The organism is Micromonospora sp. NPDC048905, assembly GCF_040649655.1.
Taxonomy (GTDB): Bacteria; Actinomycetota; Actinomycetes; order Mycobacteriales; family Micromonosporaceae; genus Micromonospora.
Map to the genome: position 1 here is coordinate 503,353 of NZ_JBEZFV010000001.1, position 24,098 is coordinate 527,450.

Annotated in this window: 14 protein-coding genes; 7 read left to right on the forward strand and 7 right to left on the reverse strand. The window is 70.1% G+C overall.

The features are described 5' to 3' along the window. Position 1: 1 nt before the first annotated feature. On the reverse strand, positions 2–394 hold the full coding sequence (locus AB0C01_RS02290; RefSeq protein WP_357570002.1) for a PPOX class F420-dependent oxidoreductase: 393 nt from the start codon (positions 392–394) through the stop codon (positions 2–4). A 138-nt stretch (positions 395–532) separates the two neighbouring features. Between AB0C01_RS02290 and AB0C01_RS02295 the strand changes: the two genes are divergently transcribed. After that, a complete protein-coding gene (locus tag AB0C01_RS02295) occupies positions 533–2,218 on the forward strand; it encodes an ATP-binding cassette domain-containing protein (protein ID WP_357570003.1) in 1,686 nt (561 codons plus the stop codon). After that, entirely contained in the window at positions 2,208–3,653 is a 1,446-nt protein-coding gene (locus AB0C01_RS02300) for an aminotransferase class V-fold PLP-dependent enzyme (protein ID WP_357570004.1), read from the forward strand. The genes AB0C01_RS02295 and AB0C01_RS02300 overlap by 11 nt, the downstream gene beginning before the upstream one ends. 19 nt (positions 3,654–3,672) lie before the next feature. Here the strand turns inward: AB0C01_RS02300 and AB0C01_RS02305 are convergent, their stop codons facing one another. Beyond that, complete coding sequence (locus AB0C01_RS02305; RefSeq protein WP_357246057.1) at positions 3,673–4,071, reverse strand: hypothetical protein; 399 nt, start codon at positions 4,069–4,071, stop codon at positions 3,673–3,675. 291 nt (positions 4,072–4,362) lie between these two features. Between AB0C01_RS02305 and AB0C01_RS02310 the strand changes: the two genes are divergently transcribed. From AB0C01_RS02310 to AB0C01_RS02325, 4 genes are all read left to right on the forward strand, one after another. After that, positions 4,363–5,610, forward strand: coding sequence for a family 16 glycosylhydrolase (locus AB0C01_RS02310; protein ID WP_357570005.1), 1,248 nt, complete (start codon positions 4,363–4,365; stop codon positions 5,608–5,610). Positions 5,611–5,762: 152 nt separating this feature from the next. Further along, a complete protein-coding gene (locus AB0C01_RS02315; protein WP_357246063.1) occupies positions 5,763–6,785 on the forward strand; it encodes a DUF4331 family protein in 1,023 nt (340 codons plus the stop codon). A gap of 127 nt (positions 6,786–6,912) precedes the next feature. Further along, on the forward strand, positions 6,913–7,461 hold the full coding sequence (locus tag AB0C01_RS02320; RefSeq protein ID WP_357246065.1) for a hypothetical protein: 549 nt from the start codon (positions 6,913–6,915) through the stop codon (positions 7,459–7,461). A 16-nt stretch (positions 7,462–7,477) separates the two neighbouring features. Further along, positions 7,478–8,482, forward strand: coding sequence for a hypothetical protein (locus tag AB0C01_RS02325; RefSeq protein ID WP_357570006.1), 1,005 nt, complete (start codon positions 7,478–7,480; stop codon positions 8,480–8,482). A gap of 52 nt (positions 8,483–8,534) precedes the next feature. On the opposite strand, the gene AB0C01_RS02330 is transcribed toward AB0C01_RS02325, so the two are convergent. Both AB0C01_RS02330 and AB0C01_RS02335 read right to left on the reverse strand, forming a co-directional pair. Next, positions 8,535–8,765: a DUF2188 domain-containing protein gene (locus AB0C01_RS02330; protein WP_184183641.1), complete on the reverse strand. Its 231-nt coding sequence runs from the start codon at positions 8,763–8,765 to the stop codon at positions 8,535–8,537. 72 nt (positions 8,766–8,837) lie between these two features. Continuing rightward, positions 8,838–9,485 carry a M23 family metallopeptidase gene (locus AB0C01_RS02335; RefSeq protein WP_357246071.1) on the reverse strand — a complete coding sequence of 216 codons (648 nt, stop codon included), beginning with the start codon at positions 9,483–9,485 and terminating at the stop codon, positions 8,838–8,840. A gap of 358 nt (positions 9,486–9,843) precedes the next feature. Between AB0C01_RS02335 and AB0C01_RS02340 the strand changes: the two genes are divergently transcribed. Beyond that, positions 9,844–10,341, forward strand: coding sequence for a hypothetical protein (locus AB0C01_RS02340; protein WP_357246074.1), 498 nt, complete (start codon positions 9,844–9,846; stop codon positions 10,339–10,341). A 67-nt stretch (positions 10,342–10,408) separates the two neighbouring features. On the opposite strand, the gene AB0C01_RS02345 is transcribed toward AB0C01_RS02340, so the two are convergent. From AB0C01_RS02345 to AB0C01_RS02355, 3 genes are all read right to left on the reverse strand, one after another. Then, on the reverse strand, positions 10,409–11,092 hold the full coding sequence (locus tag AB0C01_RS02345; protein ID WP_357246077.1) for a hypothetical protein: 684 nt from the start codon (positions 11,090–11,092) through the stop codon (positions 10,409–10,411). Between the two features lie 16 nt (positions 11,093–11,108). Beyond that, complete coding sequence (locus AB0C01_RS02350) at positions 11,109–22,727, reverse strand: putative Ig domain-containing protein (RefSeq protein WP_357570007.1); 11,619 nt, start codon at positions 22,725–22,727, stop codon at positions 11,109–11,111. 380 nt (positions 22,728–23,107) lie between these two features. Further along, complete coding sequence (locus AB0C01_RS02355; RefSeq protein ID WP_357570008.1) at positions 23,108–24,082, reverse strand: hypothetical protein; 975 nt, start codon at positions 24,080–24,082, stop codon at positions 23,108–23,110. Positions 24,083–24,098: the final 16 nt, after the last annotated feature.

The window sequence follows — 24,098 nt, forward strand, 5'->3', positions numbered from 1 at the left end:
GTCAGCCCATCGAACGCACCCGGTCGGGCTCGATGGTGAGGATGATCCGGACCTGGTCCCGGCCACCGAACCACGGGTACGGCCCACCGAGGTAGCGCTGCGCCAACGTGTCGATGTGCTCGGCGGCGCCCTCGGTGCTGGCCCCCACCACCCGCCCCCGAACCTCGTGGTAGCGGCCCGGCTTCTGCGGGTCGGAGATCGCCACCGCCACCCGTGGGTCCCGCCGGACGTTCCGCGTCTTCTGGTGGGATTCCACCGTGTTGATCAATATGTACGTGCCGTCGGTGTCCACCCAGGTCTGGGTGAGCTGTGGCGAGCCGTCGGGCATCAGCGTCGTGACGAAGCAGGTGCTCGGCTCGCGCAGCAGCGTGAGCAGGTCATCGGGCAGATCCACGAGACAGTCCCCTTCCGCGTGACCAACCGTGTGGTGATCACCGGCCAACGGTCGCACAAAACTGCGTTGTCACTCAGTAGCATCGGCAGGGGACGATGTTCGTGCGGACCACTCCCCCGACCGGATCGGGCACCCGACATGACGACCGAGCAGACCACCTCTCCGTCACGTACCGGCGTCGGCATCGCCGCCAGTGCCCTGGGCCAGAGCGTCCGGGGCGGTCGCCAGATCCTGGCCGACGTCTCGCTGGCCATCGCACCTGGCGAACTGGTCGCGATCATCGGCGCCAGCGGGGCCGGCAAGACCAGTCTGCTGGAGCTGCTGGCCGGGGTACGGCGACCGACGGCGGGCGCCGTGACCTACGACGGCACCGCCCCGGCGGGAGCGATCGGTTTCGTCCCGCAGGACGACATCATCCACCGCGAGCTACCCCTGGCCCGCACCCTGCGCTACGCCGCCCGGCTGCGTCTGGCGCCCGGCACCGGGCCGGCCGAGGCCACCCACCGAGTCGCGGAGGTGCTCGCCGAGTTGCGCCTCACCGACCGGGCCGACACCCCGGTGGGCCTGCTCAGCGGTGGCGAGCGCAAACGCGCCAGCATCGCCGTCGAGCTGCTCACCCGGCCCGGCGTGTTCTTCCTGGACGAACCCACCTCGGGGTTGGACCCGGCGATCGCCGTGGAGTTGCTCCGAGTGCTGCGTACGCTCGCCGACTCCGGGACCACTGTGGTGCTCACCACCCACCAGATCACCGACGTGGACCGCTGCGACCGGGTTGTCGTGCTGACCCGTCAGGGCCGTCTGGCGTTCACCGGCACGCCCGCCGCCGCCCGGGAGTTCTTCGACCTGCCGTCCCTCGTCGAGGTGCACCTGCGGCTCGACGAGGCGGCACATCCGGCCGAGTGGCCCGACCGCTTCGCCGCGCGGCGTGACGCCAGCCCGGCGGCCGGTGCGATCGGCGACGGTGACAGCGCCCTGCCAACGCCCCGGCGGGTCGGCCGGCTGCGCCAGTGGGCCGTCCTCACCGCGCGCAACGTGGAGATCGTCGTCCGCAGTCGACTGACCCTGGCGATCCTGCTCGGCTCACCGGTGCTGGTGCTCGGCATGTTCGCGCTGCTGTTCCGTCCGGGGGCGTTCGAGCCCACCCGACCGAGCCCGACCGTGACCGTGATGATCCTGTTCTGGATCGCGTTCGGCGGCTTCTTCTTCGGGCTGACCTACGGGCTACTGCAGATCTGCACCGAGCTGCCGATCCTGCGCCGGGAGCGACTGGCGGGTGTCCGGCTGCTGCCGTACCTGCTGGGTAAGGTCGCGGTGCTGCTGCCGCTGCTGGCCCTGGTGGACCTGGCGCTGCTCGGGGTGTTGCGCGGGATCGACCGGCTGCCGCCGGTCGTCGGCACCGACTTCGCGGCCCTGTACGCGACCCTGTTGCTCTCCTCGGCGGCGGCGCTCACCCTCGGCCTGCTGTGCTCGGCGGCGGTCTCCGACGCGGCCCAGGCGACGCTGCTGCTGCCGATGCTCTGCTTTCCGCAGGTGCTCTTCGTCGGTGCCATCCTGCCGGTGCCGGCCATGGCGGTCGGCGGTCAGTGGCTCAGTGTCGCGATGTCGAACCGCTGGGCGTTCGAGGGTCTGGGGCACACCGCCGGGGTGGAACGGCTCTGGCGCGACGGCGGCTCCCCGCTCGGCCCGCCGCTGCTGGCCACGTACGGTGACAGCTTCTCCCGGCCGGTCTGGGTGAACTGGCTGGTGCTCGGCGGCTTCACGGTGCTCTTCCTCGTCGCCGCCTGGGCGGTGCTGGCCCGACGGGACTCCCGTCATGCGTCCTGAACTGATCCCGCACGCCTCCCCCGCGGCGCTGCCGGGATACGCCGCCACCGGCCGGATCGACGAGCTGCGCGCCACCGAGTACCGCCACCTGGACACCGCCGGGCAGGTGTACCTCGACTACGCCGGTGCCGGGGTCGTGGCGCGAGCCCAGGTACGCGAGCATCACGACCGGCTGCTGGCCGGCCTGTACGGCAACCCGCACTCGGAGAACCCCGGCAGCGCGGCGGCCGGTTCCCTGGTGGAGTCGGCACGACGCGCGGTTCTCGATTTCTTCCACGCGGACCCGTCCGAGTACGCGGTGGTCTTCACACCGAACGCCAGCGGCGCCTGCCGACTGGTCGGTGAGGCGTACGACTTCGGCCGCACCGCTCCGCTCGTGCTGACCTGGGACAACCACAACTCGGTGAACGGCATCCGCGAGTACGCCCGCGCGGCCGGCGCGGCCGTACGTTACGTACCGCTGAGTGGGCCGGAGCTGCGGGTCGCGGAGTCGGACCTGGCCACGGTGCTGCACGCCGGCCGTGGCGCGCGGCGGGGTCGGGGCCTGTTCGCCTACCCGGCGCAGAGCAACTTCTCCGGCGTGCGGCACCCGCTGGACTGGGTGGAGGTGGCCCACCAGCACGGCTACGACGTGCTGCTCGACGCTGCCGCCTTCGCGCCGACGAATCGGCTGGATCTCCGCGTCGTCCGGCCGGAGTTCGTGTGTCTGAGCTGGTACAAGCTCTTCGGCTACCCGACCGGGATCGGCGCGCTGCTGGCCCGCCGCGACGCGCTGGCCCGACTGCGCCGGCCGTGGTTCGCCGGTGGCACGATCCGCGCGGTCAGCGTGCAGGGTGACTGGCACCGGTCGATGGACGACGAGTCGGCGTTCGAGGACGGCACGCTCAACTTCCTGAGCATCCCGGACGTGGAGTTCGGACTGCGGTGGCTGGACACGATCGGCGTGGACCTCGTGCACGCCCGGGTCGGTCTGCTCACCGAGTGGCTGCTGGCGCGGCTGACCACGCTGCGGCACGCCAGCGGTCAACCCCTGGTGCAGGTGTACGGGCCGACGACGGGCGCGGGCCGTGGCGGCACGGTGACGTTCAACCTGCGCGACCCGGACGGTGCCCTGGTCGACGAGCGGTTGGTCGCGCGGGAGTCGGCGGAGGCCGGCTTCGCCCTGCGAACCGGCTGCTTCTGCAACCCGGGCGCGGGCGAGGGCGCGTTCGGCATCAGCCGGGACTCGGTGCGGCGGCGGCTGTTGGCGCAGGTCGACACGATCGACCAGTACCTTGCCGCGCTGCGCCTGCCGACGGGCGGCGCCGTCCGTGTCTCGTTCGGGCTGGCGTCCACCGCGACCGACGCGGAACGGTTCGTCGCCTTCGTCCAGTCGACCTACCTGGACCGTGGTGCCGGCGTCGAGGCGTCGCTGCCACCGCGGTTGCGGTGTTGACGCGGACGAGGCGGCGCGGCTAGCTGACCTGGACCACCGGTGCCGGGCGGTGCCTGATCTCCTCCATGAACGGGAACTGGGCGGTGAGTTCGGCGATGGTCAGCCCGGCCTGCCAGGCCGCGGCCACCTTGGCGACCTGCAACAGGTCCATCACGTCGCCGCGCGCCAGCACCTCGCCGGACACCCGCAGATCGATCATGAAGTAGCGGGCCTGCGATCCCAGCTTCACGCAGACCTCGCCCTGCCCGGAGTGCAACTCCGCGCAGGTGAAACGGCCCCGCCCCTGCTCGGGGGCGGTGACCTGGCCGAGTTCGAGCCCGTGGCGGGCAGCGGTGTCGATGAGCGCGGGGGCCAGACCACCTCGCTCGACCAGATCCGGGTAGAGGCGCACACCCAGCGCCGTCGACGCGTCGCTCATGACTGACTCCCACTTCCTTGTGACAGAGACCAGCAGCGCGCGGGTTACGAGAAGGTTTCCCGCACGCCTCGCCATCCTGTCCCGGGTGGACACCCCACGGCAATAGGAAGGGTCGATTCGACCGCTATCGAGTAACCCCCGCCCGACGACGACGGCGACGGCGCGAAGGGCGTTGCGGGCGTATTGGAAACACTCTTGACAGAAAGACTTGATATCGACATGCTTCTCTACGGAGAGCGCTCTCCGCCCTTCGCCGCGCAGCCTCCACCACTCCCCGCCGAGGAGCCTCCCGTGTTCACAGCCCGCACCCGGTCTCGTCCCCTCGTACTCCTGGCGGTCGCCCTCGTCGCGACCGCCGCGGCGCTCGTCCCGGCCCATCCCGACCGAGCCGAGGCCGCCATCGGCTCGATCAGCTGGCAGGACGAGTTCAACTCCCCGGCCGGCACGCCCGTCGACCAGAACAAGTGGCGCTTCGACATCGGCGGCAGTGGTTGGGGCAACAACGAGCGGCAGTACTACACCAGCAGCACCAGCAACGCCGTCCACGACGGCCAGGGCAACCTGGTCATCACGGCCCGCCGGGACAATCCCGCCAACTACCAGTGCCACTACGGGCGCTGCGAGTACACGTCGGCGCGGCTGCTGTCGGCGGCCACCTTCACCCAGACGTACGGCCGGTTCGAGGCCCGGATCAAGATTCCACGCGGCCAGGGCATCTGGCCGGCGTTCTGGATGCTCGGCACAGGCGGTGGATGGCCCGACGCCGGCGAGATCGACATCATGGAGAACATCGGCCGGGAGCCCAACACCGTGTACGGCACCGTGCACGGGCCCGGCTACTCCGGCGGCGGCGGCATCACCGGCAGCCGCAATATCGGGGCGCCGCTCGCCGACGGCTTCCACACCTACCGGGTGGACTGGGAGCCGAACGTGATCACCTGGTACCTGGACGGGGTCCAGTACCACCGGGTCGACCCCGCGCGGCTCGGCGGCAACCGCTGGGTGTTCGATCACCCCTTCTTCATGATTCTCAACGTGGCGGTGGGCGGCAACTGGCCCGGCTACCCGGACGGCTCCACGCAGTTCCCGCAGCAGATGCTCGTCGACTACGTCCGGGTGTCCAGCTACACCTCCGGCGGCGGCGAGCCGACTCCCGGCACCAGCCGGATCCGGGGCGCGCAGAGCGGGCGGTGCATCGACATCCCCAGCGCCAACCCGGTCGAGGGCGCCAAGCTCCAGATCTGGGACTGCAACACCACCGCGGCCCAGTCCTGGACCTTCGCCTCCGACGGGACGGTCCGCGCGATGGGCAAGTGCATGGACCCCGCCTGGGCCGGCACGGCGAACGGCACCGAGGTCAACCTGGTCAGTTGCAACGGCAACACCGCGCAGCGCTTCACCCTCAACGGCGCCGGCGACCTGGTCAACGTCAACGCCAACAGGTGTGTGGACGTGCGGGAGGCCAATCCCAACAACGGCGGCAAGCTGCACCTGTGGGACTGCATCGGGGCCGCCAACCAGAAGTGGTCCCGCGTCTGAGGACACCGACACGAGCGGGTGGGCCGTCCGACAGCACCTCCGGATGGCCCACCACCGTCCGGTGCTCGGGTTTACCTCGATAGGACAAAGGACCGCGTGACGCCCCGCTATGTTCGGATACGTCCAGAATCCGGCATTTCGGGAGTCAGCTCATGTCGCACCATCTCGACACCCCCCTCGCCGCGCAGGGCGGCCAGCTCTACATCGACGATCTGTACGTCTTCAACGGCGACCGCGCCACGGTGTTCGTCATGGATGTCAACAGCTCGGTGACGAAGGCGGACATCAAGCGCGGCTTCCACGCCGAGGCGCGGTACGAGATCAAGATCCACTTCAACGGCGCGGAGATGGAGGGGCTGACCTACCGGTTCGCCTTCGGCGAGCCCGACGGCAACGGCAGGCAGACCTTCCAGTTGTACGAGCTCGCCGGCGCGGATGCCCGCGACGACGCCGCGATGGGCACTCCCATCGCCGAGGGACACACCGGCGAGGTGTCGACCGGCGGCAACGTCCGGATCTGGGCCGGGCGGATCACCGACCCGTTCTACGTCGACCTCGACGAACTCGCCACCATCAACGGCGCGATCAAGAACGGCGCCCGGGTGGACCGGTCGGCCTGGCGGATGGACCAGGCCAAGAACAGCTTCGCCGGTACGACAGTCGAGTCGATCGTCCTCGAGGTCTCCCACGACGAGCCGCTGTTGCGCGACGGCACCGACATCGGCGTCTGGTGCCGCACGATGCTGGCCACCGACGCCGGCGGGTGGCGACAGATCAACCGCGCCGGCCACCCGATGATGTGGCCCCTGTTCTGGCCGCACGACACCGACTTCTCCGACCCCGCCAACGTCCGGCACCCCAGCAAGGACCTCTCCGAGAACGGCGAGGAGATCGCGAGCGCCGTCGCCGGCGTCGTCAAGGCGAACGGCACCGCCCCCGACCCGCAGGCGTACGGGTGGAGCGTCGCCCGGCAGCTCTACCCCGACCTACTCTCGTACCGGGTCGGCACGGCGGCCAACTATGGCTTCGCGGTCCGCAACGGGCGCGGCATGGCCGACAACGCACCGGAGGTGATGTTCTCCCTGGTGCTCAACACGGGCACCACGTCCGGCCTCACCCCGGAGGTCACCAAGGCCGCCCGCGCCGCCAGCTTCCCGTACGTGGTGCCGGCCTGACCTTCATCTCGCTCGGGCCCATGGTCCCTCGATGGGCGAATGCATCCTATTTATCCGGTATTAGGCTCCTTGCGCACATAGTCTTCTCGGTGCATCCCATGGGGGATTTCAGGATGAAGGAGACTTGATGCGCAGGAAAGTTCTCGCCGCCGGCCTGGCCGGTATCGCCGCAGCCGCCGCCCTCGCGGGGCCAGCCGCCGCGGACACGACCGGCGACACGATCGTGACCCTCACCGTCAACGCCGCCGGCGGCCTCTCGATCACGGTGCCCGCGACGGCGAACATCGGAAACGGCGTGGAGGGCACGACCGTCTCCGGCCAGCTGGGTCCGGTCACCGTGCTGGACCAGCGCGGTTCGCTCACGCCGAACTGGACCGCCACCGTCGTCTCCACGGACTTCGTCACCGGCGGCGGCAGCTCCGGAGAGACGATCCCGTCCATCAACGTCCTGTACTGGTCGGGTAACGCGACCGGAACGGCCGGCACCGGCACCTTCACGCCGGGGCAGCCGACCGCGGCCCAGGCGGTAATCATCAATGTCCCCCGGACGGCGTTCAGCAAGACGGGTGGTACCGGCAACAACTTCGCGAGCTGGAACCCCACGCTGCAGGTGAACATTCCGGACGGAACCGTCGAGGGTGTCTACACCGGGACGGTGACACATTCGGTGGTCTGAGCCGCTCGGCCGGCTGGTGCTGCTGGCCTCGGTCGCTCTCGTAGCGGTCGGGGCGTCGGCGGCACCAGCCGTTGCCGCGCGGGAGCAGCGATACGAGCCGGGGGACGATCCGGCCGCGATCAGCCTCCAACTGCTGGACATCCCCGCCAAACGGGCCGAGGACCCGCGCGCCCGGGTCTACATCATCGACCACCTCAAGCCGGGCGCGACGATCAGCCGGCGGGTCGAGGTGCGCAACGATTCCCCGGTGTCACAGAAGATCGAGCTCTACGCCGGGGCAGCGTCGGTCGAGGAGAACGCCTTCACCATTCCCGATGACCGCACGGGCAACGAGCTCAGCGGCTGGATCACGTTGAAGACGCACGCTGTCGACCTCGCCCCAGGCGAGCGGCAGCCGGTCGCGGTCGACATCGCCGTCCCGAAGAGCGCGTCCAAGGGCGAGCGGTACGCCGCCATCTGGGCGCAGGTGACCAGCGCGACGAAGCCGAACGGCAACGTCGTGCAGGTGCACCGGGTGGGTGTCCGTGTCTACCTCGACATCGGTCCGGGCGGTGAGCCGCCGACGGACTTTCGCATCGACGAGCTGGGCGCAGAGCGCGGGACAGGCGGGTTGCCCGTGGTCACCGCGCTCGTCACCAACACCGGCGAGCGGGCGCTGGACATGACCGGACGCCTGACGTTGAGCAAGGGAGCGGTCCAGGCCGGGCCGTTCAAGGTCACCAACGGCGTGACGATCCTGCCGGGCCAGAACGGCATGGTCCGCATCGAGGTCAACCAGTCCCTGCCAGCGGGCGTCTGGGACGCACAGGTGCTCCTCGCCAGCGGGCTGGTGGAACGGAAGGCGGAGGGACGGATCACCCTGCCCGTCGCGGCACCGATGGCGGTCGCGAAGTCCCCGAGAGCGGTCTGGCTCGCCTACGCGGTCGGCATCGTGGCACTGCTGGTGCTGGTCGCGCTGGTCGGCTGGTATCTCGCCCGTCGACAACGGGCACGAAGCACGCCTGTTCGCCGGTTGGGCTGACGCGGACTGACCTCGTCGGCGCAGCCGAGGAGGTCAGTCCGCGAAGGGGCGGTCAGCCCTCGATGTCGCGGGGGTCGCGGCTGCGGGGGTAGGTGTTCTTCTCCCCGATCGTGCCGTCCTGCTTCTTCACCACGTGTTCGACGCCACGGTCGGCAGCCATCTCCCGGCCCTGGGCCTGCGCGTCAGCCTTCACGTCATGCGTGCTGCTGGCCCGCTCGTTGCCCTCCGCCTTGTTCTTCCACTGCCCGTCCTCGTGGTACGTGTCGACGTCACCCTTGACCATGGCCGGCTCCTCTCCGCGTCTGAACTGTCCCCCCAGTCAGTGCCCCGAGCCGGGCCGGGCAAACCGCGGTCCTCAGGAGACGGCCGGGCAGTTGTTGCTCACCCGCCGGAGGATCTGTTCACGTTCGTCGGTGGTGATGCCCGACGCCGTGCCGTCGAAGTACGTCTCGACCTTGTCCCAGCCGCGCCGCTGCTCGTAGTGCAGGTGCGGCGCGCCGGAGTTGCCGGTGCTGCCGAGCCGCCCGAGCTGGTCACCCTGGGCGACCTTCTGACCGACAGCGACCAGGGGCGGTTCGAGCATGTGCAGGTACTGCGTCTCCCACTTGCCGCCGTGGTCGATCTTCACCCAGTAGCCGCCACCGCGCCCCCGTGGGCCGTCCGGGTTCTCCGGGGTGCGGTCGCCCAACGACCCGTTGATGCCCGCCACCGTGACCGTGCCGGCGGCGGAGGCGAGCACCGGCCGCCCCCACGCCTCGCCCTCGATCGGAAAGAAGTCCACGTCGTAGTCGTCGTGACCGGGGTAGGTGCTGAGCTGCCACGTCTCGCCACAGGAGACCGGCATCTGGAAGAGCGGGCGCGGGCCGGCCGGTCGCAGCATCGGCACCGCGACCACCGCGATGCCCAGGACGGCCGCCACCGCGACGAGCGCGAGGAGGATGCGAAGGGCGCGACTGCGAGGACGGCGGTGGGAAGGGGCTCTGGGCGGGCGGCCGGTCGTCATCGAGCCGAGCATGGCAGATCCCGGCAACACCTCGGCCCCCGGTCTCCCCGCCGCGTCGGACGCCACGGTCGGCTGCTGGTAGCCCGGCTCGGGGACTCGTCACCGTAACGTCACCGGCAAACATCGATTCGCCCCGCCGGCACGGCGACGGCCGTCCGAGTCGCCTAGGTCCTCGGCAGAGGCGCCGGCTCCAGCGGTAATACCATTCGCGGGTCTGCACTATGTCCACTTTGGCAGTGCGCAGGGATCACGGCCGATAGGCTCGGTACAAGGAGACGCAGCGGATTAGCACGTGATGACGGGAACAACAATGCGCAGGCCCTTTGAACTGACCGTGGCAATCGGAGCGGCATGCCTGGTGGCTTGTCCCACGCCCGCCCGGGCCGACAGCACCGGCGACGTCACGGCCACCGTCGTCGTCGCCGGCGGCGAACTCTCCATCATCGTGCCGGCGAGCACAGATCTCGGGCAGGGGTCGCCCGACGAGGGCATCTCCGGTCAGCTCGGCACGGTCACCGTCGTCGACGATCGCGCACAGCTCGCGGCGACCTGGGTGGCGACCGTGACAGCGACTGACTTCACCACCGGTGGCGGGACGCCGGAAGAGACGATCCCGGCCAGCACGATCGACTACTGGTCCGGACCAGCTACGCAGGACGTCGGCACCGGCGTCCTCGTACCGGGTCAGCCCACCGCGGCCGAGGCGGTGCCACTCGCCACGGAACCCAGGGCGTTCAGCAGGACCACCGGTGACGGACTGAACAGGGCCAGCTGGAACCCGACCTTGATCTTTGAGCTGTCACCGTCCACGGTGGTAGGCGTCTACACCGGAACGGTGACCCACTCGGTCGGCTGATCGGCGCCGTACGACAAGCGCCGGCTCGGCAACCGCCTCTCGGCGGCCGACGCGGCTCGAGGCTCGCTCAATCCAGACTGACCGCGCCGGCCATTCGGTCGGTGCTCTCGGTCGGTCGGGACGCCGAGTGGGCGGGCACGGGCGCAACCCGGCGTCGGCGGTGGCGAAGCAGGACGATCGCGCCCAGGCCGACGATGAGCAGCGCCACCACCGCACCTGCGGACCAGAGCCAGGACATGCCGGAGCGCTCGGCGGCCGGGGCGACGGCGCCGGCCGGGAGCAGATCGGAGTGGGTCGCGCAGACGAGTGGCTTCTTGCCGTCCTTGGCGGTGGCACACGCGACCGTGGCGAGTCGCAGAAGATCCTTTGGCGTCTCACCGACCCGGGCCACAGTGGTGAAGGTGGACTCCTGACCCACAGTGAGGTCGGTGTCCCAGGTGACCGCGCCGTCCCGAGACTTGCCTCCGCGGTCGGCGGAGACGAGGGTCAACCCGGTCGGCAGGCTCTGCGAGACCTTGATGTCCGCCACTTTGGTGGTGCCGAGATTGCGGACGGTGAGCCGGTATGTCAGCTCGTCGCCGGCGGCGACCTCGGTCCGGCCGTCGTCCACCGTGATGCTGAGCAGCGGGCCGGGCGGCGAGGCCGACGCGGACGGCTTCGGCGTCGGGGCCGCCGCCTGCGCCGGGGCGACCGCTGGCCCGGCCAGCACCCAGGCGGCCAGTGCGGTCGCCAGGACAGGGATCCTTCGCATGATGCTCCTCAGGCTGTTACTCGGTAATCGCCACGTACTCCAACGTCGTGGAGTACTCGTCGGCTACGACCGCGGGAATGCTGACCTCGTAGTCGTTGCCGATCGCGTCCCCGCCCGGCGCCGACGGCCCGGGCTGGCGGTGCACCACCACCGGCGTCACGTCGGAGAGTTCGCGGAAGACGCTGGTACCGCTCTCCCGTACCCTCAGGTTCTCGATCGGGATCGTGTACGGATTCTCGGGATTCGCCCCGACCAGTTCGGGCGCCAGCCCGCGCACTGTCACGGCGTATCCGGTGGGGCTGTTGGTGGTGACGGTCATCGTGACCGCCTCGGGCCGACCGACCACCTGCTGAGGCCGGCCGGTCAGGGCGAACCCGGCCGGCAGGCCAGACAACGTGATCGACTGCGCGGCCACGACGACCGTTGCGGTGCATGCTGCGCCGCCCTCACCCGCCGGGCAGGTATTACCGAGGGTGGTGGAGGCCACGGTGTTGACCAGGGTCCCGTCGCCGGAGACCGGCTGGTTGACGGTGACGCTGTAGGTGATCGCGGCGGTGGCGCCAACCGGCAGGTCACCGGTCCAGGTGAGCACCGGGGCGGTGTAGGACAGCACGCCCGTGGTGGTCACGGCGTCACCGACGTAGACGGCGTCGTCGAGGACGTCGACGAGCGAGTCGGTGACGGTGGCGCCACTGTAGGGCGTCTGCCCACTGTTGGTGATCAGCACCGAGTACCGCACAGTCCCGCCGGCGACGACCGTGCCGGTGTCGGCGGTCTTGGTGATGCTCAGTTCGGGGATCCGGACCGCGACCGTGGTGGTGCAGGCCGACGATCCCGGGCAGTCGGCGCCCACGGTGCTGGAGCTGACGGTGTTCACCAGAGTCCGGTCCCCGCTGTCCGGGAAGTTGACCGTGACCGAGTAGGTGATCACCGCGACCGCCGCGACCGGGAGATCACCGGTCCACGTCAGCACCGGCGTGGCGTACGAGACCACACCGGAACTGGCGGTGGCGTCCGCGTTGTAGACGGCGTCGTCGAGCACACCGGCGAGCGAGTCCGCGACTGTCGCACCGGTGTACGGCGACTGCCCGGTGTTGGTGACCGTGATCGTGTACGTGACCGTGCCGCCGGCGGTGACCGTGGCGGTGTCCGCGGCCTTGGTGATGCCCAGCCCCGGGATCAGGATGGCGACCTGGGTGCTGCACCTCGGGTCGGTGCTGCCGACCGCGCAGTTGTTGGCCTGCGCCCCGGAGGTGACCGTGTTGACGAGGGTGCGCCCGGCGACCTGGCTGTCGCTGACCGTCAGGGTGTAGGTGATCGTCACGGCGGTGCCGACGGGCAGGTCACCGCGCCAGGTCAGCACCGGCGCCGTGTAGGAGACCACCCCGGAACTGGCGGTGGCGTCGGCGTTGTAGACCGCGTCACCGAGCAGGCCGGCGAGCGAGTCGGTGATCGTCGTGTCGACGTACCCCGTCTCCCCGGTGTTCGTGGCGGTGATGGTGTACGTGACGGTGCCACCCGGCGTGATGGTGGGGTTGTCGGCGGTCTTGTCGATGGCGAGGCCGGGCAGCAGCACGGCGACACTGACTGTGCAGGCGGGACCGGGCGCCGCGGGCGGGCAGTTGCTACCGGGCGCGTTGCTGGTGACGGTGTTGGCCATGACCCGGTTGCCGGTGTCCGGGTTGTTGACCGTGACCGTGCCGGTGATGACGACTTCCCCGCCGATCGGGATGTCGCCGGTCCAGGTGACGACCGTGCCGACCACGGTCAACGTGCCGGAGCTGGCGACCTGGTCCCCATTGGGCCGGGAGTCGTCAAAGCGGTTCGCGAGGTTGGTCGTCCCCTGGATGCCGACGTACGGGGTGGGCCCGGTGTTGGTCAGGGTGACAGTGAACCGGACGACGCTGCCGGGCGTGGTGGTGGCCACGTCGGCGACGTTGGTGATGGTGAGCGCCGGGATGAGCACGGTGACGGTGACGGTGCAGCCCGGGTCGGTTCCCCCGGCCGGGCAGTTGCTGCCCGGCGTGGTGGAGGTGACGGCGTTGGTCATGCTCCGGTCACCGTCGGAGGGGTTGTGCACCGCTACCGAGTAGGTGATCACGGCGCTGCCGCCGACCGCGAGGTCACCGGTCCAGGTCAGGGTCGGCGCGGCGTACGACACCACGCCGCCGGTGGCGACCGCGTCGTTGTTGAAGGTCGCGTCGTCGAGCACGGCGGCGAGGCTGTCGCTCAGGGTGGCCCCGGTGTAGTCGGTCTGGCCGCTGTTGGTGACGGTGATGGTGTAGCCCACCGTGCCGCCCGGGGTGGTGGTGCCGACGTTGGCGTGCTTGCTGATGCTCAGGGCCGGCAGCAGCACCTGGACGGTCGCCGTGCAGGCCGGATCCGAGCCTCCGGGCGGGCAGTTGTTGCCCGCGGCGGTGGAGCTGACCGTGTTGACCAGGACGCGGCCGCCGGTCTGCGGATCGTCGGCGGTGATGGTGTAGGTGATCGTGACCGATCCGTCGATCGCGAGGTCACCGGTCCAGCTGAGGGTCGACGCGGCGTAGGTGACGACACCCGAGCTGGCGACGGCGTCGCCGTTGTAGGTGGCGTCGTTGAGCAGGATGGCCAGGTCGTCGGTGACGGTGGCACCGGTGTACGGGGTCTCGCCGGTGTTGGTGACGGTGATCGTGTAGCCGACGATGCCACCGGGGACGGTGCTGGCCCGGTCCGCGGTCTTCGAAACGGTCAGCGCCGGGATGAGGATCGTGGTCGTCGCCGTACACAACGGGTCGGTGCCGCCGGGCGGGCAGTTGTTACCGGGTACGGCGGAGCTGACGACCGAGGTCATGATCTGGTTGCCCAGGTCCGGGTTGTTCACCGTGAAGGAGCCGGTGACGGTGAGCACCGCACCGACCGCCAGGTCACCGGTCCACCGGATCGATGCCGTACCCGGCACCAGGACCAGAGTGCCGGTCGAGGCCGCCGCGTCGCCGGTATAGGTGGCGTCGTCGACCGAGCCGGCGAAGTCGGCCACGATCTCGATCGCGGTCAACGGGGTGGTCCCGGTGTTGGTCGCCGTGGTGGTGAATCGGACCGTGCCGCCGGGCACCGCGCTCGACGGGGCCACGCTGTTGACGATGCTGAGCACCGAAACCGTCACGGTGGCCGTACACGCCGGGTTGGTGCTGTCGACGACGCAGCTACTACCGGCCGCCGCGGAGCTGACCCGGCTGGTCAGGAGACGATCGCCGCCGTCCGGACTGGCTACCGACACGGAGTAGGTGACCGTGGCCGTCGCCCCCGGGGCGAGGGTGCCGGACCACTGTAGGTTCGGGCTGGTGAAGGTGACCGTGCCGGTGCTCGCGACGGCGTCGCCGTTGTAGGTCGCGTCGTCCAGCAGCCCGGCCAACGAGTTGGTCACCGTGACGCCCGTCTGCGCGGTCTGCCCGGTGTTGACGATGGCGATGGTGTAGCCCACCTGCGCGCCGGGCGCCGTGCTGGCCGTGCCGGCGGTGATGGTGATGCCCAGACCCGGGGTGAGTACAGGCACCAGCACCGAGCAGTCCGGGTTGGAGCTGGCCGGCGGGCAGGTGCTGCCAGCCTCGGTCGAGGAGACGGCGTTCACCATCGTCTTGTCGCCCGGGTCGGGGCTGAACACCGTCATGGTGTACGTGATGACGGCGCTCTGCCCCGCCGCGAGGCCTCCGGTCCAGGTGAGCGTCGGCGCCGCGTACGACAGAACGCCCGCGGTGGCGGTGGCGTCGTTGCCGAAGCTCGCGTCGTCCAGCGCGCCGGTGAGGTCGTCGGTGACCACCGCGCCCACGTACGGTGCGGTGCCGGTGTTGTTGACGGTGATGGTGTAGCCGACCGTGCTGCCGGGTGTGGTGACGGGTGTGTTGGCGACCTTGACGATGCTCAGCGCCGGCACCAGCACGTCGACCCGGACGGTGCAGCGCGGATCGGTGCCGTCGACCGGGCAATTGTTGCCCTGGATCGCCGAGGTGGCCGTACTTGTGATGATCTTGTCGCCCGGGTCCGGATTGCGGACGCGGAAGGTGCTGGCGATGGTCACCACACCGCCCACCGGCAGGTCGCCGGTCCACGCGAGACCGTCCGGGCCGACCACGAGGCCGCCGGAGGTGACCGTGTCGCCGATCGGCACGGCGTCGTCGAGCAGGTTGGCGCCGCCCAGGTTGACGACCGCGCCGAAGTAGGCGGTGCCGCCGTCGTTGGTGATGGTGGTGGTGAGGACGACCGTTCCGCCCGGCAGCACGGTGGCCATGTCGGCGGTGTTCAGGATGGTCACCTGCGACACGGTGACCCGCGTGGTGCACCTCGGGTCGACGCTGCCGGCGGCACAGTTACCGCCGTCGGAGTCGGAGACCAGGGTGTTGACCATCAGGTTGTCACCGGTGACCGGCTGCACCGTCACGCTGTAGGTGATGGTCACCGACCCGGCCGCCGGCACGTCACCGGTCCAGGAGAGCACCGGGGCGGTGTAGGCGATGGTGCCGACCCCGCCGGCCGAGGCGTCGTTGTTGTAGACGGCGTTGCCGAGCACGTCGGCCAGCGAGTCGTCGAAGGCCGCGCCGAGGTACGGGGTGAGCCCGGAGTTGGAAACCACCACCGTGTACGTGACCACCGACCCGACGGTGGCCGAGGCCACGCTCGCGGTCTTGGCGAACGTCAGTTGAGACTGGTCGACGATCGCGACGGTGACCGTGCACTGGGGGTCGGCGCCGCCCACCGGGCAGTTGGCACCAGCCGCAGCGGAGGTGACGACGTTGGTGAGCACGTCGTCACCGGTGGCAGGATTGTCGACGGTCGCGCTGTAGGTGATCGTCACGGTGGCGCCGACGGCCAGGTCGCCGGTCCAGGTGAGCACCGGCTCGGCGTAGGAGACCGTGCCGGCCGTGGCGCTGGCGTCCGCGTTGTAGGCGGCGTCGTCAAGGATCCCGGTCAGGTCGTCGGCGACGCTCGCGGCGCTGTAGTCGACCTGACCCGAGTTGGTGATGGTCAACGTGTAGGGCACCGCAGTGCCCGGCAGCGCGGTCGTGGCAGTCGTCGACTTGGCGATGGTCAGCGCCGGGGTGAGGACGAGCACGGTCGAGCTGCACCCGGGCGCCTGGGCGGTCGCGGTACAGGAACTGCCGACGGCGGTGGACTGCAGGGTGTTGACCATGATCTTGTTGCCCGGGTCGGGCGAGCGCACCACCACCGAGTAGGTGATCGTGACGACCGCGCCGACCGCCAGGTCACCGCTCCAGGTGAGGGTGGTGCCGGCGAAGGTCAGGGTTCCGGCGCTGGTCACCGCATCGCCGTTGTACGTCGCGTCGGTCAGGACCGACGCCAGCGAGTTGGCCACACTGATCGCGCTGTACGGCGAGGTCCCCGAGTTGGTGATCGTCACGGTGTAACCGACGGTCTGCCCCGGTACGGCGGTCGTCGTGTCCGCGACGACGTCCAGTGCGAGGCCCGGCACCAGCACGGCCACGCTGAAGACGCAGCGCGGATCCGTACTCGCGGGTGGACAGTTGTTGCCAGCGGCCGAGGAGAACGCGCGGCCGCTGATCTGTCGGTCGCCGGTGTCCGGGTCGAGCACGGTCGCGGTGCCGGTCAGCGTGATGGTCTGCCCCACCGCGATGTCACCGGTCCAGACCGCACCGCCACCGCCTGCGGTCAACGTCCCCGAGGAGGCGGTCTGGTCACCGGTGGGCAGCACGTCGTCGATGAAGCCGCCGAAGTCGAGATTCACCCTGGTGTTCAGGTAGGGGACCTGGCCGGTGTTCGTGAAGGTCGCGCCGACCCGGATCACCCCACCCGGCGTGACGGTGGCCGGTTCGGCGTCCAACGCGATCACCAGCCGGGCCACCGGCACGGTGACTGTGCAGCGGGCGTCGCTGCCGCCCACGGTCGGGCAGTTGCTGCCCGCCGCTGTCGAGCTGACCCGGTTGCTGAGGATCAGGTCACCGGCGACCGGATCGTGCACCGTCACCGAGTAGGTGATCGTCACTGACCCGCCGACGGCCAGGGGCCCGGTCCAGATCAGGTTGGGGCTGACGAAGCCGACCGTGCCGGCGGAGGCCACCGCGTTGTTGTTGTAGGCCGCGTCGTCCAGCACGCCGGCCAGCGCGTCGGTGACGGTCAGCGTCGGGTACGCCGTCTGCCCGGTGTTGCTGATGGTGACGGTGTAGCCGACAGTCGCGCCCGGCGTGGTGGTCGGCACGCCGGAGGTCTTGGTGATGGTCAGTGCCGGCACCAGCACCTGCACGGTGGCGGTGCACCGCGCGTCGCTGCTGCCCGTCGCGCAGTTGCTGCCCGGGGTGGTGGAGACCACCGTGTTGACCATCGACTTGTCGCCCGGGTCCGGGTCGAGGATCGTCATCGAGTACGTGATGGTCGCGGCGGCGCCGATGCCCAGTGCGCCCACCCAGCTCAGGTTGGGCGAGGCGTAGCTGACCGTGCCGGACGAGGCGGTCGCGTCACCGTTGTAGGTGGCGTCGTTGAGCGGGTTGGCCAGCGAGTCGGTGAACGCTGCCGCCGCGTACGTCGTCTCGCCGGTGTTCGTCACGGTGATGGTGTAGGTGACCACGCCACCGGGGACGGTGGTGGCGCTGTTGGCGGTCTTGACGATGGTCAGCCCGGGCCGCAACACCGTGACAGTGGCCGTGCAGGCCGCGGCGGGCGTGCCGGCCGGGCAGTTGTTGCCGGCCGCCGTCGAGCTGAGGGTCGAGGTCAGCACCCGGTTTCCGGCGTCGGGGTTCTGCACGGTCACGGAGAAGCGAACGGTGGCAGTCGCTCCCACCGCGAGCGCGCCGGTCCAGGTCAGCACCGCCCCGGACACGTCGACGGTCCCGCTGTCGGCCGTGGCGTCCGAGTTGTAGACGGCATCGTCGAGCACGCCGGCCAGCGGGTTCGTGACACTTGTCGTCGCCGGGTACGCCGTCTCCCCGGTGTTGGCGATGGTGATGGTGTAGCCGACGGTGTCGCCGGGGATGGCGGTGGCCGCGCTCGGGGTGTTGGTAAGGGTCAGCCCGGGCAGCAGCACGGCGACCGTCGCCGAGCAGCGGGTGTCGACGCTGCCGGTGGCGCAGTTGGCGCCCGGTGTCGGGGAGACCAACCGGTTGGTCATCGACCGGTCACCGGTGGCGGGATTGCCGACGGTCACCGAGTACGTGATCGTGGCGGATGCGCCGACGGCGAGGTCACCGCTCCAGGAGATGGTCGGGCTGGTGTAGGTGACGGTCCCCGAGGTGGTGGCGGCGTCACCGTTGTAGGCGGCATCGTCGAGCACCCCGGCCAGCGAGTCGGTGAAGCTCGCCCCCAGGTAGGCGGACTGGCCGGTGTTGGTCACCACGATCTCGTAGGCCACCACCGCGCCGGGCGTCGCGCTCGGCACGCTCGCCGTCTTGAGCAGCGTCAACCCGGGGATGAGGATGGTGACCGACGCCGTGCACCGCGGGTCGATGCTGCCGGGGGCGCAGTTGTTGCCGACCGCCGAGGACGAGACCACGCTGGTCAGCACCGGGTCGCCGGTGGTCGCCGGGCTGACCGTCACGCTGAACGTCACGGTCACCGTCGCGCCGACCGCTAGGTCACCGGTCCAGGTCAGGATCGGGCTGGTGTACGACAGCGCCCCGGCGGTGGTGGTCGCGTCGTTGTTGTACGTGGCCCGGCCGAGCACCCCGGCCAGTGAGGTGGCGACACTGATCCCCGTGTACGCGGTCTGCCCACTGTTGGTGATGGTGACCGTGTAGCCGACGGTGGAGTTGGGTGTCGTGTTCGCGGTGCTCGCGGTGTTGGTCAGGACCAGGCCGGGCACCAGCACGGTGACGGTCGCGGTGCAACGGGAGTCGTTGGCGGCGGCCGGGCAGTTGCTGCCGAGGCTGCCGGAACTGACCGTGTTGGTCATGACCTTGTCGCCGGGGTCCGGAGCGCGAACGGTCATCGTGTAGGTGATGGTGGCGCTGGCGCCGACGGCCAGGGCGCCGGTCCAGGTCAGGTTCGGCGAGCTGAAGGAGACCGCACCGGTCGTCGCCGCCGCGTCGTTGTTGTAGACCGCGTCGTCGAGTGCCGCGCCCATCGCGTCGGTGAGGCTGGCGGCCGGGTAGGCGGCCTGCCCGGTGTTGGTGACCGCGATGGTGTAACTGACCACGTCGCCGGGCGTCGCGGTGGTCCTGTTCGCCGTCTTGACGATGGTGAGCGCGGAGACCGGAACGTTGACCGTGCACCGGGCGTCGAGACTGCCGGTGCTGCAGTTGGTGCCGAGCGTGGGCGAGGTGACCGTGTTGGTCAACATCAGGTTGCCGGTCGGCGGGCTGGCCACGGTGACCGAGTAGCTGATGGTCACGGCCGCGCCCGCGGCCAGGTTGCCGGTCCAGCTCAGGGTTGGGCTGACGAACGACACGGTGCCCGAGGTGGCGGTCGCGTCGGCGTTGTAGACCGCGTCGTCGAGCACCCCGCCGAGCGGGTCGGTGATGGTGACGCCGCTGAGCGCGACCGCGGCGGTGTTGGTCACGCTGATCGTGTAGTTCACCGTCCCGCCGGCCGCCACGGTGTTCACGTTCGAGGTCTTCGTCACGACCAGCGGCCCGGTGGTGATCACCAGGGTGACCGGTGCGGTCGCCTGCTGACCGGCGGCGTCGACGACCCGCACCGTGAAGCTGGAACTACCCTCGGTGGTGGGGGTACCGGAGAGCAGACCGGTGCTGGGGTTCAGGCTCAGACCCGGCGGCAGCGTGCCCGCGCTGACCGACCACACGAACGGCGCGGTTCCGCCGTTCACCGTGAGCTGGGTGCTGTACGGGACGCCGACCTGGCCGGGCGGTGGCGGCGGGAACGTCAGCGTCGGTGAGGCGGTGATGCCGAGGGCGACCGTCCTGGTGGCGGCCTGGCCGAAGGAGTCGACCACCCGGACGGTGAACGAGAAGTTGCCGCCGAGGGTGGGGGTGCCGGAGAGCAGACCGGTACTCGGGTTCAGGGTCACCCCGGGCGGCAGGCTGCCCGCGCTCACCGACCAGACGAACGGGCCGGTGCCCCCGTTCACCGTGAGCTGGGTGCTGTAGGCGATGCCGACCTGCCCCTGCGGCGGCGGCGGGAAGGTCAGCGTGGGCAGCGGCGCGATGACGATGCTCAGCGCCTGGGTGGCTGCCTGGCTGCTGGCGTCGAGCACCCGGACGGTGAAGTCGAAGGTCCCGGCGGTGGTGGGGGTGCCGGAGAGCAGACCGGTGCTCGCGTTGATGGTCACCCCGGGCGGCAGGCTGCCCGCACTGATCGACCAGGCGAACGGTGCCGTACCGCCGTTAACGGTGAGCTGGTTGCTGTAGGGGACGCTGACCTCGCCGGCGGGCGGCGCGGGGTTGGTGAGGCTGGGCGACTGGTTCGGGATGACCGGCGCGGACTGCGCCGACGGTGGTCCAGCGCCGCCCGCGTTGCGGGCCGTCACCGTGAAGGTGTAGGCGGTGCCCGGCGTCAACCCGGTCACCGTCTGGGTGGTTGCCGCGCTGGCGAAGGTCTGCGGGGTCTGCGCCACCCCGCCGATGTACGGGGTGATGACGTAGGAGGTGATCGGGCTGCCGCCGGTGCTGGGTGCGGTCCAGGTCAGCCGGGCCGACGAGTCGCCAGCGCTGGCTGCCGTGATGGTGGGTGCCCCGGGCACCGCGTAAGGCACCACCGCGTTGGACGCCGGACTCGTCGCGCTGGTGCCGATCGAGTTGATCGCCGCGACGGTGAACGTGTAGGTCGCTCCGAGGGTCAGCCCGGAGATGACCCGGCTGGTGGTGGACGTGTCGTAGGTGATCGGGGTCTGCGCCACCCCGTTGCGGATCGGGGTGACGACGTAGCTGGTGATCGGGCTGCCGTTGCTCGCCGGTGCCGTCCAGTTCACCGTGGCGCTGGCCAGGCCGGCGGTCGCGGTGGGCGCGGCCGGGGTGGCCGGTACGTCGGTGTAGACGTAGCTGGCGGCGGCGGCGACGCCCCGGGTGACCACTGTGACGTTCACCGTGGCGGCGCTGCTGCGCGCGGGCATGGACGAGATGCTCAGCGTCCCGTCACCGTTGACCGTGAAGCAACCCGCCGCCGGGCCGGACGGGCAGGGCAGGAGGACGACCGGCGTACCGGCCTGCTGCTGCGCCGTGGTGCCGATTTCGATGGCGGTCGCCCCGGCGATGTTCGTCCCGCCGACCGTCACCGCGACGCCACCGGCAATCGTGCTCGTCGCGGGTGAGACGGTGATTCCGCTCGGTGTCGTCGGCGGCGTACCCACGACCGTGGTGGTGGAGATTCCGGGATTGCCGTCGATGGACGAGGCGGTGACCGTCGACTGGGTTTGGATGATCGACGGTGTGACGGCGGACCCGGTGACGATGCCGACCACCGAGATCGGTGGCAGCGAGGTCCCGTTGGCGAAGGGTCCGTTGCTGTTGGTGCAGGTGACGGTCTGCCCCGTTGGCGCCGCGCAGACCCAACCGCTTCCGAACGCGCCGACCGGCACGACACCCGTCGGCGTGGTCGCGGTCATCGAGACCGGGGCGGTTTCGTTGGCGCCGACGGCGACCGAGGGAACCACCGTGTAGTTGACCGGATCACCGGGTTGGGGGTTCGGGCCGGTGTAGCTCGTCTGCGTGACGTTCAGGTCGGGCACCGGGTTGAAGGTCACCACCTTGGTGTTGTCGACCTCGTGGTTGTCCACCACCGAGCCGGTGGACGCCACCCAGCCGAAGGCGAGCTGACGCGGGATGCCGTTGCTGTTCAGCCAGCTCGGTGAGGGGTAGAGGCCGGCGGCGACCGCGGGCAGCGCCCCCTCCAGCACCCGCGAGACGCTCGCGCCGACCGGCCGGAAGACCACCATGTAACGTCCGGCCGCCACCACCAGACCGGAGTCGGTGGTGAACGAGGAGGTGGTCGGGTTGATGACCACCTCGACCGGTACGACCGAGCCGGCGCGGTTGTTGGCCCGCAGTGGGACCACTGGCGACGATCCGTTGGTGGCGGTGCTGTTCAGGCCGCAGTAGCCGACCGTGCCCCGGCCGGGCCCCCGGACGAGCACCTGACCCGGAATCCTGGACGCGGTGACGAAGGCTGGGTCGGTACAGCCGCTCCCCTGGTAGGTGGTGGTGCTGTAGTTGCCGAAGACGTCGAACCCGATGCCCAGGTAGCCGTTGGCCAGACCAGGCAGTGTCCGCGTACCCGTGTAACCCAGCCCTCCCCCGGACTGGCCGATGGTGGCCGGCGCGGCCGGGTTGGCGGGGTCGACCGCCGCGAGGACGAGGGTCATCCCGTCCGCACCGCCGGTGTTGCCGTACTGGTAGAGGTTGAAGGTCATGTCCAGCCCGGACGCGGTGGGCACGCTGGTCGCCCCGAAGAGCCCACCGGTCCGGTTGAGGGTGGCGTCGGTGAGTCGCAGCTTGCCGCTGCCGGGCGCGTCGGTCTGCGTCGCACAACTGTGCAGGGCTCCGGTGCTGACGTTGCCGGAGGCGCTCAGGCAGGCGAAGTTCGGGGTGGTGGACGCTGCGGGTAGGGCCGGCAGGACGATCGGACCGAGTCCGTCCGGGGTGTTGTTGTGGAAGGGCTGGTTGAACAGGACGGTGCCGGCTGCCTCGGCGACGACCGGGTTGAGCACGGCGACCAGAGTGGCCAGCAGGGTGCCCACCACGCCAACTGCGGTTCGGCGTCGGACCTCACGGCGACCGAACAGTCGCGAGGACCGGGTGCGGGTGTTCAACGGGCCACGTCCGTGCTGTCGACGATTGCGACAGTCAACGAGGGGCGCACGCCGTTCGTCGCGGCACCGCTCCGACCCCGTCTCGCCGTAAAGCCATTCACCATCGTCACGGACATGCGTCAACCCCCCATAAGACGCACTAAGGCTATGTCAGCCGATGAGCCGCTTTCGGGCGTAATCGGGAAATATAGGACGAATCGGCACACGGACCGGACCTGAGCGTGATTTCGTGAATCGTGAAAGACGCTCGGCGGATGGCGATCGGCCCGCCGGCCAGACCAATCGGGACGGACCGAGGGATAGCACGTGGCCTACCGGGTCAGGTCGTCAAGAACCGACGCCGGCAGCGCCGGATGCGCTGCGTCACCCGCCACCGTGGACGGCGCCGGTGTCGCCGCAGCGGTACCGCCCCGGCGACGCCGGAGCATCCAGCCGAGCAGGAGCAGGATGACGAGGCCCCCCACCGTCGGACCGATGAGGTGCAGCGGAAGGATGACGACCGTCGCCTGCGCGCTCCCCGCCCGGCCGTCCGGGTTCGGCACCGCGACTGTCACCCGACAGACGCAGATGAAGGGTGGATCGTCCCACCGGGCGCTGACCTGTCGGCTGCCGTCGCGCAGCAGGGTGAAGTCGGGGAACGTCACGTCCTCCCCTGCCACCCGGGCCCGTAACCGGTCGGCCGCGACGAAATTGCGGCGAAGGGTGCCGACGTTGCGTACCGTCGCGGTGAGCGCCAGCGGACCACGCAGCGCGAAACCGGGCGCATCGACGTCGCTTACCTGCACCGACTCGATCGCGTCGCCCGGCACCGTGACATAGATCGGCGCGCCGACACTGCGGCGGATGCTCGTCCCGGCTGCATTGGCCGGCGGTGGTGCCGAGAAGATCACCGCTACCTGGTGCTCGCCGGGTTCGGCGTTCGCCGGTAACGCGATCCGGATGTCCACCGGTTCGGTCGCACCGGGGGCGAGCCGAAGGCGCTTCGGGTTCACCGTGACCCAGTCGATCGCCGTGTGTGCCACGTCCGAGCGGAACGTCAACACCCCCGCAGGATCCACCGCGAAGCTCGCCGTTCGCATCGAGACGTCGATCGCCGACTGACCACGGTTGGTCACGGTGAACTGTCGCGGCTGCCCGATCTCGTGGGCTGGTACGACCATCCGGCTGGGGCTGACGGTCAACGAGAAGTCCGACTGGTCCGGCGAAACGGTGTTGGCCGGCACGATCGGCGTCAATGCCAGCAGTACCGGCAGCACGGCACCCGAAATGTGAGGCAAAATCGACACCTTTTCAGGGTGAATT

What these genes read in the sequence shown, in the direction of transcription:
- AB0C01_RS02305 (WP_357246057.1), bottom strand. Translation starts at nt 4,071, where the DNA reads ATGAGCGACGCGTCGACGGCGCTGGGTGTGCGCCTCTACCCGGATCTG.
- AB0C01_RS02335 (WP_357246071.1), bottom strand. Translation starts at nt 9,485, where the DNA reads ATGACGACCGGCCGCCCGCCCAGAGCCCCTTCCCACCGCCGTCCTCGC.
- AB0C01_RS02330 (WP_184183641.1), bottom strand. Translation starts at nt 8,765, where the DNA reads ATGGTCAAGGGTGACGTCGACACGTACCACGAGGACGGGCAGTGGAAG.
- AB0C01_RS02295 (WP_357570003.1), top strand. Translation starts at nt 533, where the DNA reads ATGACGACCGAGCAGACCACCTCTCCGTCACGTACCGGCGTCGGCATC.
- AB0C01_RS02315 (WP_357246063.1), top strand. Translation starts at nt 5,763, where the DNA reads ATGTCGCACCATCTCGACACCCCCCTCGCCGCGCAGGGCGGCCAGCTC.
- AB0C01_RS02300 (WP_357570004.1), top strand. Translation starts at nt 2,208, where the DNA reads ATGCGTCCTGAACTGATCCCGCACGCCTCCCCCGCGGCGCTGCCGGGA.
- AB0C01_RS02320 (WP_357246065.1), top strand. Translation starts at nt 6,913, where the DNA reads ATGCGCAGGAAAGTTCTCGCCGCCGGCCTGGCCGGTATCGCCGCAGCC.
- AB0C01_RS02345 (WP_357246077.1), bottom strand. Translation starts at nt 11,092, where the DNA reads ATGCGAAGGATCCCTGTCCTGGCGACCGCACTGGCCGCCTGGGTGCTG.